The sequence below is a fragment of the Paenibacillus sp. TY11 genome, from assembly GCF_059772165.1.
The window spans coordinates 215762-230165 of record NZ_JCBAIQ010000008.1 but is presented as its reverse complement, the minus strand read 5'-3'; the positions used below and the strand labels follow the sequence as shown (position 1 = coordinate 230165).

The 14404-nt window shown below is 44.9% G+C and carries 14 protein-coding genes and 1 riboswitch; of the genes, 4 read left to right on the top strand and 10 right to left on the bottom strand.

Annotation, left to right across the window (positions count from 1 at the left end; translation table 11 throughout):
- Positions 1-86: 86 nt before the first annotated feature.
- Positions 87-656, bottom strand: a complete 570-nt coding sequence (locus AC6EJC_RS11515) for a TetR/AcrR family transcriptional regulator (protein ID WP_190298904.1) — start codon at positions 654-656, stop codon at positions 87-89.
- 317 nt (positions 657-973) lie between these two features.
- Between AC6EJC_RS11515 and AC6EJC_RS11510 the strand changes: the two genes are divergently transcribed.
- Positions 974-1909, top strand: coding sequence for a ketopantoate reductase family protein (locus AC6EJC_RS11510; RefSeq protein WP_444954075.1), 936 nt, complete (start codon positions 974-976; stop codon positions 1907-1909).
- 121 nt (positions 1910-2030) lie between these two features.
- On the opposite strand, the gene mqnC is transcribed toward AC6EJC_RS11510, so the two are convergent.
- Positions 2031-3164 (bottom strand): cyclic dehypoxanthinyl futalosine synthase, encoded by a 1134-nt coding sequence (gene mqnC, locus AC6EJC_RS11505; protein WP_190298902.1) that lies wholly within the window; start codon positions 3162-3164, stop codon positions 2031-2033.
- A gap of 424 nt (positions 3165-3588) precedes the next feature.
- Between mqnC and AC6EJC_RS11500 the strand changes: the two genes are divergently transcribed.
- Both AC6EJC_RS11500 and AC6EJC_RS11495 read left to right on the top strand, forming a co-directional pair.
- The gene (locus AC6EJC_RS11500) at positions 3589-3885 is read left to right on the top strand and encodes a transposase (protein ID WP_444954074.1); all 297 of its coding nucleotides are present in this window, start codon (positions 3589-3591) and stop codon (positions 3883-3885) included.
- 8 nt (positions 3886-3893) lie between these two features.
- Positions 3894-4370 carry an IS3 family transposase gene (locus tag AC6EJC_RS11495; protein WP_444954073.1) on the top strand — a complete coding sequence of 159 codons (477 nt, stop codon included), beginning with the start codon at positions 3894-3896 and terminating at the stop codon, positions 4368-4370.
- 120 nt (positions 4371-4490) lie between these two features.
- Here AC6EJC_RS11495 and AC6EJC_RS11490 read toward each other — a convergent pair whose 3' ends face one another.
- The 3 genes from AC6EJC_RS11490 to metA all read right to left on the bottom strand — a co-directional run bounded on the left by AC6EJC_RS11490 (position 4491) and on the right by metA (position 7892).
- The gene (locus AC6EJC_RS11490) at positions 4491-5669 is read right to left on the bottom strand and encodes an aminotransferase class I/II-fold pyridoxal phosphate-dependent enzyme (RefSeq protein ID WP_444954072.1); all 1179 of its coding nucleotides are present in this window, start codon (positions 5667-5669) and stop codon (positions 4491-4493) included.
- Positions 5666-6850, bottom strand: a complete 1185-nt coding sequence (locus AC6EJC_RS11485) for a PLP-dependent transferase (RefSeq protein ID WP_444954071.1) — start codon at positions 6848-6850, stop codon at positions 5666-5668. Before AC6EJC_RS11485 ends, AC6EJC_RS11490 begins: the two co-directional genes overlap by 4 nt.
- Positions 6851-6974: 124 nt before the next feature.
- A complete protein-coding gene (gene metA, locus AC6EJC_RS11480) occupies positions 6975-7892 on the bottom strand; it encodes a homoserine O-acetyltransferase MetA (protein ID WP_103048245.1) in 918 nt (305 codons plus the stop codon).
- A 117-nt stretch (positions 7893-8009) separates the two neighbouring features.
- Positions 8010-8135: riboswitch (SAM riboswitch) on the bottom strand.
- A gap of 551 nt (positions 8136-8686) precedes the next feature.
- Here metA and corA point away from each other — a divergent pair.
- Positions 8687-9622 (top strand): magnesium/cobalt transporter CorA, encoded by a 936-nt coding sequence (gene corA, locus AC6EJC_RS11475; protein ID WP_322156065.1) that lies wholly within the window; start codon positions 8687-8689, stop codon positions 9620-9622.
- A 165-nt stretch (positions 9623-9787) separates the two neighbouring features.
- Here corA and AC6EJC_RS11470 read toward each other — a convergent pair whose 3' ends face one another.
- The 5 genes from AC6EJC_RS11470 to AC6EJC_RS11450 form a co-directional block, all read right to left on the bottom strand.
- The gene (locus AC6EJC_RS11470) at positions 9788-10795 is read right to left on the bottom strand and encodes an HRDC domain-containing protein (RefSeq protein WP_444954070.1); all 1008 of its coding nucleotides are present in this window, start codon (positions 10793-10795) and stop codon (positions 9788-9790) included.
- 167 nt (positions 10796-10962) lie between these two features.
- Positions 10963-11841: an ROK family protein gene (locus AC6EJC_RS11465; protein ID WP_444954069.1), complete on the bottom strand. Its 879-nt coding sequence runs from the start codon at positions 11839-11841 to the stop codon at positions 10963-10965.
- A 225-nt stretch (positions 11842-12066) separates the two neighbouring features.
- Positions 12067-12963: a 5'-3' exonuclease gene (locus tag AC6EJC_RS11460; RefSeq protein ID WP_444954068.1), complete on the bottom strand. Its 897-nt coding sequence runs from the start codon at positions 12961-12963 to the stop codon at positions 12067-12069.
- A 75-nt stretch (positions 12964-13038) separates the two neighbouring features.
- A complete protein-coding gene (locus AC6EJC_RS11455) occupies positions 13039-13401 on the bottom strand; it encodes an arsenate reductase family protein (protein ID WP_103047726.1) in 363 nt (120 codons plus the stop codon).
- A 43-nt stretch (positions 13402-13444) separates the two neighbouring features.
- Complete coding sequence (locus AC6EJC_RS11450) at positions 13445-14404, bottom strand: RluA family pseudouridine synthase (protein WP_444954106.1); 960 nt, start codon at positions 14402-14404, stop codon at positions 13445-13447.

Below are 14404 nucleotides of genomic sequence, written 5' to 3'. Positions count from 1 at the left end.
TAAAAGAAAACATCAAATAATCCAACGGCAGCCATGTGCGAGAAATAATGTCTCAGGCTGCCCTTTTATTAATTAAAACATTCTTATTATCGTCCTATTAATCCGAATAAGAGTAGTCGGTTAAGTTCAGCCATTTTATTTTTATAATCTCCCGTTCTTGCCCAAGATGATTGTAAGGTCCCAACTGCAATTAATAATTCCAATGTGGTCTCCAGAGTAACAAAAGAATCAATAGCTCCTTCCTTTTTCCCAAGCTCAATAAACTCCTGTATGATCTCAATTCTAATCTTATTTGTGCTTTCACTGTATAGGCTCGATAATATATGATCCTCTACCGCCCCCGGAGAACAAAGCAGTTGATAGTCTTGATCGGCACAGATCTCCAAAGCTCGAAGAAGCTTATCTTTAAAATCGATGTTTTGGTTTATGAGCTCCTTTGCCATACGAACGGTACTTTGCATCAGTACGTTCGCACATTCCTTGACTACCCCTTCTTTGCTGCCGAAATAGTTATACAGCGATACAAACGATACCCCGGATTCAGTGGCAATGTCTTTTATACTGACGTGGATAAAGCCTTTTTCTTTAAAAAGCTTTAAGGCTGCATTTACGATCGCATCCTTCTTTTTCTGTGTTCTAATTTCAAATTTGTTCATAACTTTTCACCCACATCCCACTTTTCATTAAGGAATAATATATCATGATTCGATATATTTTTAAATAATGTGATCAATATTTAAAAACTTGTTGACAGCTAGATTGGGATGGGGATAGTATCAATTGTATAGTTTTTAAATTTACACGTAAAAATTTAAAAACTTTGACTCTGCATTCGTTCCTGTTACAAAGAGAGGCGAACTTATTTCATGAAAACAGATCAAGTTTGGGCACGAGTCATCTTAATAGTGCTGATGAGCTTGGATAAAGTTCGATTCAATAACTAACATAAAAAAATATTATGGAGGTATACCCTATGAACATATTGGTCTACGGTGCGGGAGTCTTCGGAAGTTATTTAGCCCATGAGCTGGTGCGTGGAGGAAACAACGTAACGATACTGGCCAGAGGACGACGTGCGGATGAGCTGCAAAAAAACGGTAACGTGATTCGGCATTATTTCCAACTCCGTACTACGGTTGATAAAGTAAACGTAATCCGTGAACTGAAGCCAGAGGATGTTTATGACCTTATTTTTGTAGTCATGAAATATCCGGATTTTCAGGCTGTTCTACCCGTTCTAGCAGAAAATCATAGCAGACATGTAGTGATCATGGGGAATAATGCAAGTCCCTTTGAAATGCAGGATTATTTGCATGCAAACAGTCCTGTGGAGAAAAAGGTTGCCTTCGCATTTCAGACAATCGCTGGATGGAGGGAGACAGGTCGGGTGATCTGCCTGCACGGTCCAACGGGGCAAATGATCATCGGCGGCTTAGGTGAAAATTTATCATGGCACTCGATAATCGACCAAGCTTTTGTTAAGACCAAATATAAATTGACTTACTACATAAATATGGATGAATGGCTTAAAAGTCACTTTGTTATGATCTTGCCTTTGAATCTCATTGCCGCTTCTTATGACGGGAATTTGCGCAAAGCCGCTAAAGATAAGAAGTTGCTGAATCATGTCATTGATGCTATAGATGAGGGACATCAAGTATTGGAAAAACTCGGATACACGGTTACACCTGCAAGTCAAGCACAATTAGTCCGAAATAAACGAAAGATGTTCTATATATTGCTGAGGATTATGTTGGCAACCCCTGTCGGTAGAATTATCCTGAGTGATAAGGCAGTGTCAGCTAATGAGATGTCAGCGCTATATCAAGCTTTTATTATTTTGAAGAAAAATGCGAACATCCCGACACATCATTGGGACAAGCTTGAAAATTATTCCTCACCACAGTAGAGATAACATCCAACGTTGGCGGGAAACAATTAAAAAAAACGCTTATCTACACTAATTCCTCTACACGGATTAATGATAGATAAGCGTTTTTAATGATTACGAAATATGAACGGATGTATTCTTAATTTTGCATAATAAAGTCATGTTCAATACTGCTGGCACTGTCAAATGTACGAATGATATCATAACGGGTGTTACGTTGTGCCGGGATATTACCAGTCTCGCGGATCAACTGTAAAATGGACTCGATGTTGACCTTATACGTTGCGCCTGCAGCGGAAACGACGTTTTCCTCAATCATGGTGCTGCCAAAATCATCGCAACCGTAGTACAACGATTTTTTACCGATTTCCGGTCCCATGGTTACCCATGAAGACTGAATATGCTTGATGTTATCCAATACAAGACGACTAATCGCTACAGTCTTCAAATATTCCTCCGGCGTCTGGCGTTCCTTCTTCAGATTGGTATTGTCTGGCTGGAAGGTCCAAGGAATAAAGGCCAAAAATCCTTCAGAATTATATTTGTTTTCAATGCATTCGTCCTGAGCATCACGAACACGCAACAAATGTAGCGCACGCTCCTCCATCAACTCGCCAAAGCCGATAACCATCGTAGCAGTCGTGTTCATCCCAACCTTGTGAGCCGTTTGCATGACATCCATCCAATCACGCCAAGAGCCTTTGAGACGGCTAATTTTGCGGCGTGTGCGGTCATCCAAAATTTCTCCGCCTCCACCCGGAAGCGAATCCAATCCAGCTTCATGAATGGCTCGGATCGTTTCTTCCATGGATAGACCGGATTTTTCCTTCATTTTGTGAATTTCAGCCGGCGAGAAGGAGTGCATCGTAATATCTGGAAAACGCTCCTTAATAGCTTTCAGCAAATCGGTATAATAATTGAACGGCAGATTCGGATTCACACCGCCTTGCATTAGAATTTCGGTACCACCTACATCCTGCGTTTCCTTGATCTTCTGAAAAATCACTTCATCCGGCAAAACATAACCCTCATCGGAACCTGGTCTACGGTAAAAAGCGCAGAAGCGACAATATACGTCACACACGTTCGTATAGTTAATATTTCGTCCGATGACGAAGGTTTTAATGGGATCGGGATGCATGCGATTCATGACTTTATTCGCTGCATGACCGATTTTCTCTACCTCGTCTGACTCGAACAAAGCAACGGTATCCTCTAAATTCAGGCGTTCGCCGCGCAGGGCTTTATCTAAAATATGGTCGATTACACTCATGGTGTATCCTCCTTCGCTGTCACAGGGCGACGAAATGAAAGACAGGACTTATGAACGAGAATGCTTTCACAAACCTGCGTTCGAACCCTGCCGTAATGTATGTTCATGACTGGCCTTGTATGTTGTCTGTGCTATTTAGCATAGTAAAACCTAATGATAATACTAACATATCTTTAGGTAAGGAACCATACTTATTCCCGCTTCTTTCTGCTTTTCACCTAGGAAAACAGGCAACTGCCAAGCTTATCTCAACATTGCATATAGCCAAGAAATAAGAAAACAGGACTGAAAAGTGCCTTTTTTCACAATATCCTTCATGTCATTCTTATAGAAACAGCAAGCCTCCTGAAATTGATATGATCCCCTCATAGTAGACAGAAAAGAGCAAGCCGTCTAATCTGTCTATTATGGAGGGGATTTTTTTATGGGAGAAATAAGAAAAACTTACGATGTGATCTTCAAGAAAAAGACAGTGGATCTGTACCTCAAAAAGGGCATCGGATATAAAAACGTGGCACGAGAAATGGAGATTGACGCTTCTCTGGTTCGCCGATGGGTGAGACACTTCAAAGCCGAGGGAATGAAAGGTCTAGAGGAAAAACGTGGCAAAGCAAAAGGGCCTGGCATCGGCAGACCTCGAACACGACCCGAAGATCCGGAGGTTAGGCTGAAACGCCTTGATGCAGAAAATGAAATGCTAAAAAAGCTCTTGCAGATGTGAAAGGAGGAATGGACGCTGTTTGGCTAACGGACATCACTTACCTCATGTTCAATGGACAGAGGCTCTACCTTTCCGCGATTCAGGATCTTTTTAACAACGAAATTGTTGCCTACCAGATCAGCCGCAGAAACGATTTGAGCCTGGTGTTGGATACAGCGAAAAAAGCAAGAAAGCGACAGGATGCGCAAGGTGTTCTACTGCATAGCGACCAAGGATTTCAATATACCTCTCGCCAATATACCAACCTGCTCAAGCGATACGGAATACAGGCCAGCATGTCCCGAAAAGGGAACTGCTGGGACAATGCATGTATAGAGAACTTTTTCAGTCATTTTAAAACCGAGTGTTTCTATCTCCACTCCTTCCATTCAGCTCAACAGGTGGAGCATGCTGTTCAAAAGTATATCCATTTCTACAACCATGAACGCTTTCAAGAGAAACTAAACAACCTGACTCCTTATGAATACAGGACTCAGGCTGCTTAAATATTGCTTTTTGATAGCTGTCTACTTGACAGGGGGCACTTCAAATACTGGAAGCTTGCTGTTTCTACTATATATATTCTACGTGAAAATCGGGATGGATGCTCTCGATGTGCTAATATTTTAACGCAGCGCCTCATCCAGATCACTGATCAGGTCATCAATATCCTCCAGACCTACGGAGAAACGAAGTAATCCGTCCGTAATCCCGCGCTCCAATCGTACACTATGGGGCATAGCCGCATGTGACATCATCGCCGGATACGACAAGATGCTTTCCACAGCTCCCAGACTCACCGCTACAATTGGAATACATACGCGACTGAGGACTTCTTTTGCACGCTCACCAGAACCCACATCAAACGATATCACTGCACCATAACCACTGGATTGACGCTCATGAACTTCACGCCCTGGATGATTCTCCAGACCCGGGTAGTATACTGCCTCAATGTCGTTGCGCTCGTTCAGCCAGTTAGCGAGCTTGGCTGCACTCTTTTCGCTGTGAGCCATACGAGCCTCCAGTGTCTTCATACCGCGCATGAGCAACCATGACTCCTGCGGAGCCAGCACGGTACCCAGTCCATTTTGGAGCTGCTTGATTTGTCTCCCCAACGATTCGGTACGCGCTACCGCAAGTCCTGCCAGCACATCGCTGTGTCCGCCCAGAAACTTGGTCGCACTGTGCAATACAATATCGACTCCCTGCTCAATCGGACGTTGATAATAAGGTGTCATAAAAGTATTATCCAATAAAGTTAAAAGTCCGTTGTCCTGTGCCCAAGAGGTTATTCCTGCTACATCGGTAATTTTGAGTGTCGGATTGGACGGTGTTTCCATATATACAGCCCTTGTATTCTCCTGCAACGCCTCTTTCACAAGGTTGAGGTCCGTCATGTCGACGAAGGTCGTTTCGATATTCATCCGTTTCAAAATGGAGGTCAACAATCGATATGTTCCCCCATATACGTCCTCGGAAACAATGACATGATCTCCAGCGGATAAGAGCATAAATGTAGTGGAGATGGCCGCCATACCTGACGCAAAGGCAAAGCCGCACGCCCCGCCTTCTAATAAAGCGATATAATCCTCCAAAGCTTGTCGTGTCGGATTACCTGAACGGCTATAGTCATGCTGTGGAGGATTAAAAATATCATGATGGTGAAAGGTAGAAGCTTGATAGATCGGGACGCTCGATGCCCCCGTAACACTGTCAATTTCAGAGCCAAAATGCAGCAGCTTGGTAGCGAATTTCCGCTCTTTGTCCAGATCCTGCCCGATCCTCCTCGCATCCTCTATCATTGCTGCTCCCCTCCTTCTACTTCTTGACGTGCCGCTTCCAGCGCCGAACGCAAATCTTCAATTAGGTCGTCTGTATGCTCAATGCCTACGGAGAAACGCAACAGCCTATCATCTACCCCAACTGCATCACGAATTTCTGCTGGTATGTCGGCATGTGTCTGTACAGCGGGATAGGTCATTAGCGATTCCACGCCGCCGAGACTTTCCGCAAAAGCAATGAGCTTAATGTGACGAAGCAAAGGCTCCACATAACGAGCATCCTTTACTTTAAAAGAGAAAATGCCCGTGTTTCCGCTGGATTGTTTATTTTGTATCTCACGACCTGGATGGCCTTCGAGCCCCGGATAAAATACTTCCGCCACCGCCGGATGCGTCAGTAAATAGTTAGACAGCACCGTTGCATTATACTCATGTCGATCCATACGCAGCGCTAACGTCTTCATACCCTTCATCAACTGGTAGCAGTCGCTCGGGGAAAGCACGGCTCCTATGGAATTGTGCAGGAAGGAAATTTCAGCTGATAGCTCTTTGCCTTTGGTTACGATCAATCCTGCCAGCACATCGTTGTGTCCGCCCAAATATTTGGTTGCGCTATGTACCACAATATCCGCGCCCAGTTCCAATGGCCGCTGGAAATATGGTGTTAGCAGCGTATTATCTACAATGGTAAGCAACTGATGTTGTGATGCCCATTCGGCAACCGCTCGAATATCAGTAATCATCATTAACGGATTTGTAGGCGTTTCTATAAATACGGCTTTGGTATTCGGTCGACATGACTGTTCGAGTGCTTCAAGATCGTTCGTATCCACATAACTCGCTGTTACACCAAATTTAGATAAAATACGCTCCAGCAAACGATATGTCCCGCCATAAAGATCCAACGATACAATGAGATGATCTCCCTGTCCAAACAATGCAAATACCGTTTGTAGCGCCGCCATACCTGAGCTGCAAGCAAAGCCTGCATCACCAGATTCAAGTGCAGCAGAAGCCTCTTCCAGTACCTTTCGCGTGGGATTGATCGTCCGAATGTAATCAAATCCTGTACTTTGACCCAGACGGGGATGGCGGAACGCCGTAGATTGGTAAATCGGGTAATTAACAGCCCCGGTTACTGGCTCCTCGACTGAACCGATTTGTGCCAATCTGCTTTCGATTTTCCACTGTTTCTCACTCATATGAATCCTCCTGTTAACTTCCATAGTAGGTGCTATAACATATGCTGCAAAAATGGATGTCAAAGACTATACTGCTGCGCTACTGCAAGGTGGTACTGTAAAAGGGTAAACTACAAGCCCCTTTTTAAATCTGGGGCCCGATATCGTAAGGTGTTTCTTGGTATACATAATAGTTAAGCCAATTCGAAAATAATAAATTGGCGTGCGCCCGCCAGATAGAGGGCGGTGTGCGCTCAGGATCATCATTAGGAAAATAATTTTTGGGGACTTCAATATCCAGTCCTTTGGCCACATCGCGGTCGTATTCCCATTTCAGGGAAAGCGGGTCATATTCAGAATGCCCAGTTACAAAAATTTGTTTACCGTCAAGCGTGGCTACCAGGTACACTCCAGCTTCCTCGGATTCGGATAAAACTTCTAATTCGGCAATATGATCAATATCTTCCCGCCGAACCTCCGTATGCCGGGAGTGAGGAGCATAAAACAGTTCATCAAAGCCGCGTAGCAATTTCACTTTAGGTTTAATAACTGTGTGTGGAAATACGCCAAAGCATTTGTAGTCGAGCCCGTATTTCGGGACACCGAAATGATGGTATAAACCTGCCTGTGAGGCCCAACAGATATGCATGGTCGAAGTTACATTCGTTTTCGTCCATTCAAAGATTTGCCGGATCTCCTCCCAGTAGTTCACATCCTCAAACTCAAGCTGTTCAACCGGGGCTCCTGTAATGACCATACCGTCAAAACGACTGTTCTTGATCTCGTCAAACGTTTTATAAAACATGTTCAAATATTCTTGCGATGTATTTTTGGATACATGAGACTTCATGTGCACCAACGTAACGTCCACTTGCAGCGGCGTGTTGCCGACCAGCCGCAACAGTTGGGTTTCCGTAGTTTCTTTTGTAGGCATCAAATTCAAAATGGCGATCCGCAACGGACGAATATCCTGATGATAGGCCAAACTTTCGTCCATTACGAAAATATTTTCGCCCTCCAGCACTTCCTTGGCAGGTAGCGTATCTGGAATCTTAATCGGCATGTAAACTCACTCCTTATTCGGTAAGTTTTGCGAAAATCGTCTTGTTGAGATGCCGGGCATATAATAAAAAGACCTTTCTCAGTTAGAGAAAGGTCATATTTGTATCCATATGCGCCTCTCTCATCTGTCAGGGCTACGCTCTTTGTACAAAGCGCGCGTCCTGCAAGAATTAGCACCGTGCGATTAAAATCGCCGGTTGCCGGGTATCATCGGGCTAGTCCCTCCACCTGCTCTTGATAAGATTTCGCTATATTCATTTTGGGTTCACAAAGTTCTTGTTGTTCACTTTAATGCATCGGCTGGGCTTCGTCAAGATGGGACTTGTAAATTTGTACCCTGCATTCACATTTTGTCTACCTTTTCCATAGGTTAAATCATATCCCTCTTATCGCTGATGCTCTTGTCACTGCTGTTGATTTAGCCCATGATTTTGCGCTTGAAAGGCCGTAGGCCGAGCGTTATACTATACAAGTGCTAATAGGCAAAAATATGGAGCAGCAGTGCAAGATTTGAGTGTTTCCTGCGATACTGTGGCAACCTAAAAAAGAACATTGTGAGGTGAATCCGGAATGGAAGGCGACCCGAGTCCGAATAGGCGGCGATCCCTGAACAACAGCATAGGAATGACTTCAGCTTGCCGAAAGACGGGACGCCAGGCTCTGCATGCTCCAAAAGCCTTCGGCTTTTGATGGGAGTGCACGCTTACCCGAACCGGCTAACTGGCTAACTGAGTCCATTTCTTATGCTTAAGGTAAACGTATTTCCGTTACGACGGAGCATAAGGAGTGACATATATGAAAATCCGTTTGGTCAACAACGGGGTTTTTACCCCTGTCGAAGAAATTGAAATGGCGCTTACTGCACCGGCAGAAGGCTTTTATTGGATTGATGCCGATGTCGATGATCTGGCAGTGCTCCAGCCTTTATTTTCCATGCATGATCTTGCAGTGGAAGACTGTTTGAGCGAAGAAGAACAGCGTCCGAAGATTGAAATTTATGAAAGCCATTATTTTATCGTTGTAAATAGTATTCGTTTTGATGATGAAGAAATATTTTTGCGTGCTTTGAACATTTTTCTCGGCCGCCATTTTATCATTACGGTGACCAAGCAGAAAATCAATGAGCTTCGTACCCTCAAGCCTATGCTGTGGGAGCAAGAAGTCAGCCAGCCTGACCGTTTTATGTATCTGTTAGTCGACTTGATCGTTGACAACTATTTTCTGGTTGGTGACCGGATTGAGGTTCGCATTGAAAAGCTGGAAGAAGACATTCTAATGCATACAAAAAAGTCGCATTTGAACGAAATCATCGGCTTACGCAGTGAGATTCTGTGGCTGAAAAAAGTGCTAGGCCCACAAAAGGAAGTCATCAATACCCTGAACAAACGCGATTTGCGACTCATCGACGATCAATTGCAAAAATATTTCAGCGACATTTATGAAAATGCTGTGAAAATTTCGGAGACTTTTGAAACTTACCGCGACTTGATGGGTAACCTTCGAGAAGCTTATCAATCCAGTATCGCCAACCGTGCAAATGAAATTATGCGTGTGTTTACGGCAATTACGACGGTATTTATGCCATTGACGGTTATTACCGGAATATATGGGATGAACTTCGATAATATGCCTGAGCTTCATACACATTATGGCTATTTTGTCGTCATTGGTATAATGGTGGCTCTAGGTGTCAGTATGTTCTGTATTTTCCGCAAGAAGGACTGGGTTTGAAAAGAAAAGGGTAAAAAAGAGTCCAGAGCTGGATACTTATTTCGATTTTTCAAGCTTGGTCATAAAAAGCAGCAGCCGTGTCCTGTGAGGAACTGGCTGCTGCTTTTTAGTTTGTTGGACCCTGAATGTACTTTAATACTTTAACTTTATCCAATCAGTTCTATATTATCCAACATGTCGGTCGGGTACCTGCTGATGACGAAACCGTATACGGATCAGACGCAGACGCTCATAAATTTGATCCAGTCCTGTTTCCGTCGCTTTTTCTTCCCCATACACTTTCAGCATGATGGGCTTGAGCAGCGTATCCCCCAACTCTTCATAAGCAGACCATATGGCTGCCTGCTCTTCCTCAGATACATTCACCAATTCCTTGCGGATCAGCTTCTCCATATCAATTCCATCCCTATCCAAATGCTCGATAGCTTCAATCATCTCTCTACGATGCAAACCTGTCTTCATTCCGATATGCTCCAGTGAAAGACCGTCAGAAATACCTTCGATAATCGTTCTAGTCAGGCTGAATTTATTCAGCTCCTGCCTGTACTGGTTCTCTTTTTGTTTGTACAGCCATGACAAAAAAACTTCTTCTTCCAGCGTCTCTGTTACCCAGTTCAACGGAAATGGCGTAGTCCGGTCATTTTGTGTCGTAATAGCCAATAGCTCCGTCCCATATTGCGACACCTTACCCTGACCCATACCAGGTAGCTCCAACAATTCTTCTTCGGTATGGGGAAGATAGACGCTAATGAGTCGAAGTAGCCGATTCGTAGCGATAAAATAAGGTGCTTTTCGCTCAGTTGCTGCCTTTTGCCGTCTCCACATCGTCAACTGCTCATACACATCATCACGTGGAAACAAATCACTATAGCAATACAGCTTTTGCAGCGTTTGTCCACGTCCTGATGATCCTTCTTGCTCATGAAAAACGCCATGGATTAAGGGCCTGTAGCCCTCAGCCATCTTGAGCGCCAGCTCATGACGGTATACATGCAGTAATTCCTGCCACAAGCTGCCCTCATACCAAAGGTCGTCCATATTTTCATCCGGGACATGGTTTGTGCTCCAGCCTGCACTCCATCCCCCTTCATGTTGCCCAATCCATACCTGAGCAAAGTCCTCATAGCCCTGTTCATTCCGTTTGGACAAGCGATTTAAAAATACAATCTCCATGATTTCTTCCTCCCTCATATCGTTGAATTACAGTCCCGTACAACACAAAAACGCAAAAAAAAGCACCCCTCCTGCGTATTCGCAAGAAAGGTGCTTCCCTTTTTGAGCCGTACTATGCTGTTGCCTATATGATAACCGTACCTTGGAGTGCCGTCAACCATAAATTCTCAATGATTTAGCTTTTCCTTTGCCAAGGCCAGAGCACCGCACAATCCAGCATTGTCACCCAATCCCGGAGAGACGATATATTGCTCAATATCTGTTGTCAGACTCGAATGCTGTACGTATCCGTTCAAAAGTTCTTGAAGCTTGGTACGAATGAGCGGGAACAATTGCTCCTGCTTCATCACTCCCCCGCCCATAATAATTTTTTGCGGTGACAGGATTAATACATAGCTCATTAAAGCCTGCGCCAGATAATACGCTTCCATTTCCCAGGCCGGATGATCGACAGAAAGCTCATGTCCTTTAACCTTCCATCTTTTTTCGAGCGCAGGACCTGCTGCCAGTCCTTCCAGACAATCTCCGTGATAAGGACATGTCCCCTCGTAAGTATCTTCTGGGTGACGACGTACCAAAATATGCCCCATTTCCGGGTGGGATAATCCATGTATCAGCTTTCCACCAACCAAAGCACCCGCCCCGATGCCTGTACCTATCGTAATATACAGACAGTTGTCCAATCCCTTGGCCGCGCCCCAAATGGACTCACCAAGTGCTGCTCCATTCACATCCGTGTCAAACCCCATAGGCACATCAAAATGCTCTTTAAGTTTGCCCATCAGATTGTAATTTCCCCAATGCGGCTTTGGCGTTGTTGTAATATAGCCATATGTATCACTGCCTTCGATAGGATCAATCGGCCCGAACGAGCCTACACCCAGCGCTTCAATGCCCTTGCCTTCAAAAAATGCGATGACATTCTCCATAGTTTCTGCTGGGGTGGTCGTTGGAAAGCTCGCACGCTCCAGTACCTCCCCCCGTTCGTTGCCAATTCCACATACAAATTTGGTACCGCCTGCCTCAATTGCTCCCAATACTGTCATAGCTGCTGCTGTCCCCTTTCAATCATAGTCCGGTTCTCTCTCACTATATTCACCTGAAATGTGCCCGAGGTCAATCCCCTTATCGCAATTGTATATAATCCTTCACATGACTATGTAACTCCGTTGACATAACGGTATACAAATAAGGACACTAACGCATCAAGCGTCAGCATCCCTATATAACTTACATTACCTGAATTGTACATACGAAGCCTAGCAGCTTCATTATGATCCAGTGGCGACACCCATCAATGTACACAAGCTTTTCATTTCAAGCTGCTCAAACTTGTCGACAATTTGCACGTGATCCAGCGTCAGCAGACAGCTGTCCAAAGCACATGCTACCGGTACACTGCAATGAATTTCAGCAAGCTTGCGTGAAAGATGCAGCATATCCAAATCACTCTCAATCTTTTTGCGGACCGATGGTGTCAATTGATCCAGATTCTCCAGAATGCCTTCAATAGAGTCGTATTCCTGCACCAGCTTGAGTGCCGTTTTCTCACCGATACCTCGTACTCCTGGATAATTATCGCTTGCATCACCCATCAAGCCTTTGAGGTCCACCACTTGGCGCGGTTTAAGCCCTTTTTCAGTCAGCAGCGTCTCCGGGGTATATACCATATAATTGCCGTGGCCTTTTTTCATAATAATGACCCGTGTCCGCTCATCTACCAATTGAAGTAAATCATGATCTCCCGAGAGAATCATCACATCCATGTCCTCATTTTGCGAATAATGGCGTGCGAGCGTACCGATACAATCATCGGCTTCAAAGCCTTCCGCTCCAATGTTGGGAATGCCGAGGCTGTCCGTCACTTCACGAATCAATGTAAATTGGGGAATCAAATCATCTGGCGCGTCGGCCCGGTTTCCCTTATACGCAGCAAAATGTTCCCCACGGAATGTCGTTCCGCCCATATCCCAGCAGCAAATGACATGTGTAGGATTAAACGTTTGGACTGCATCCCAAAAATATCGAATAAAACCATATATGGCGTTCGTTGGCACCCCAGCTTTTGTACGACGGATATAACCGTTTGCGGCGGTTGCATAATAAGCGCGAAATAGTAGGGCCATGCCGTCAACCAGCATTACGGATTGTTCATTGCGTTGTGTCACAGATTGTATTGCTCCCATTCATCATAATATTTAACCCCCACAGTATAACATATCGTGAGGGGAAATTGGGCGTTACTAAGCTCCCCATGTCCCCTCAAAAGTTTCCTCTTTGAAACCTACCGTTACTTTGTTCCCGTCTGTAACAATCGGACGTTTAATTAATCTTCCATTCGAGGATAAAAGCGAGATTTGCTCTTCACGGCTCATGTCTCCAAGCTTATCTTTCAGCTTTAACTCTTTGTACACCTCGCCGCTCGTATTGAAAAACTTTTTCAGCTCCAGCCCGCTTTTACTAATCAAATCTTCCAATTCCTCCGGGCCGGGGGGTTGTTCAAAAATAGGAATCAGTTCCGTCTCATGCCCCTTGTTTTGCAGCCATTTCACTGCATTACGACAGGTACTGCATTTAGAATACTGGTATACTTTCAGCTGGCTCATCGTTAGATTAACCTCCATTTGGTTTCAATCGCTTATTTTATATTTACTCTGGATGATATTGCGCTCTTAACAGCTCCTGCATTTCGGCCATATCGTCCGGCAGAGGAGCATAGAATGTCAGCCGCTCCCCGGTCACAGGATGCACCAAGGACAGCTCTGAGGCATGCAGGGCTTGTCGAGGCATTTGAGCATCAAGCTGATCATATCGCTCACGTTGCGCAGCGTCATCGGGTGTAATCCGGTACATTTTATCTCCGATCAACGGACAACCGATATATGTCATATGCACCCGAATTTGGTGCGTACGCCCGGATTCCAACTTTAGCCCGATGCGGCTTCCTCCATTACACACTTCCTCCAGCTTATACAGCGTGAGGGCAGGATAACCATCCGGAGTCACCATACGCAAATGCGGATCATCCGGGTTGCGGTCAATCGGTCCGTCCACCCTGCCTTCCTGCTGCTCAGGGCGCCCATGCACCAGAGCCGTATAGCGCTTATCCACCGTTCCCGCAATCATCTGCTCGGAAATATGCTGATGTACATACGGATTTTTAGCTACTACCAGCACGCCCGTCGTCTCCTGATCAAGACGATGAACAGGACGAAACCGGAACAGTTCTCCCTTGGCCTGCCAATAGTGCACAACCCCGTTAGCCAGTGTTCCTGTGTAATGACCGTGAGTCGGATGGACAATCATACCCGCCGCCTTGTTCACCACTAACAGATGTTCATCCTCAAACAAAATCTCAAAAGGAATGGGTTCGGGTAAAATATCATCAGAACACTCGCGCTCCATGCGAATTTCTACTCGATCCCCGGACTTCACCTTTACGCTGATATACACTCGTGTCCCGTTCAGCATAATACCTTGTTCAGTCAGCTTGAGTTTGGATATTAGCTTTCGTGAAATGTTCATACGTTTTTGTAAAATGGTCTTCAACAGCATCCCCTCCTCCTCAGGAGGGATCGTATACACGATAGGTTCATAGTACAAGCTCAT

What these genes read in the sequence shown, in the direction of transcription:
- AC6EJC_RS11515 (WP_190298904.1), bottom strand. Translation starts at nt 656, where the DNA reads ATGAACAAATTTGAAATTAGAACACAGAAAAAGAAGGATGCGATCGTA.
- AC6EJC_RS11510 (WP_444954075.1), top strand. Translation starts at nt 974, where the DNA reads ATGAACATATTGGTCTACGGTGCGGGAGTCTTCGGAAGTTATTTAGCC.
- mqnC (WP_190298902.1), bottom strand. Translation starts at nt 3,164, where the DNA reads ATGAGTGTAATCGACCATATTTTAGATAAAGCCCTGCGCGGCGAACGC.
- AC6EJC_RS11500 (WP_444954074.1), top strand. Translation starts at nt 3,589, where the DNA reads ATGGGAGAAATAAGAAAAACTTACGATGTGATCTTCAAGAAAAAGACA.
- AC6EJC_RS11495 (WP_444954073.1), top strand. Translation starts at nt 3,894, where the DNA reads ATGGACGCTGTTTGGCTAACGGACATCACTTACCTCATGTTCAATGGA.
- AC6EJC_RS11490 (WP_444954072.1), bottom strand. Translation starts at nt 5,669, where the DNA reads ATGATAGAGGATGCGAGGAGGATCGGGCAGGATCTGGACAAAGAGCGG.
- AC6EJC_RS11485 (WP_444954071.1), bottom strand. Translation starts at nt 6,850, where the DNA reads ATGAGTGAGAAACAGTGGAAAATCGAAAGCAGATTGGCACAAATCGGT.
- metA (WP_103048245.1), bottom strand. Translation starts at nt 7,892, where the DNA reads ATGCCGATTAAGATTCCAGATACGCTACCTGCCAAGGAAGTGCTGGAG.
- corA (WP_322156065.1), top strand. Translation starts at nt 8,687, where the DNA reads ATGAAAATCCGTTTGGTCAACAACGGGGTTTTTACCCCTGTCGAAGAA.
- AC6EJC_RS11470 (WP_444954070.1), bottom strand. Translation starts at nt 10,795, where the DNA reads ATGGAGATTGTATTTTTAAATCGCTTGTCCAAACGGAATGAACAGGGC.
- AC6EJC_RS11465 (WP_444954069.1), bottom strand. Translation starts at nt 11,841, where the DNA reads ATGACAGTATTGGGAGCAATTGAGGCAGGCGGTACCAAATTTGTATGT.
- AC6EJC_RS11455 (WP_103047726.1), bottom strand. Translation starts at nt 13,401, where the DNA reads ATGAGCCAGCTGAAAGTATACCAGTATTCTAAATGCAGTACCTGTCGT.
- AC6EJC_RS11450 (WP_444954106.1), bottom strand. Translation starts at nt 14,404, where the DNA reads ATGAGCTTGTACTATGAACCTATCGTGTATACGATCCCTCCTGAGGAG.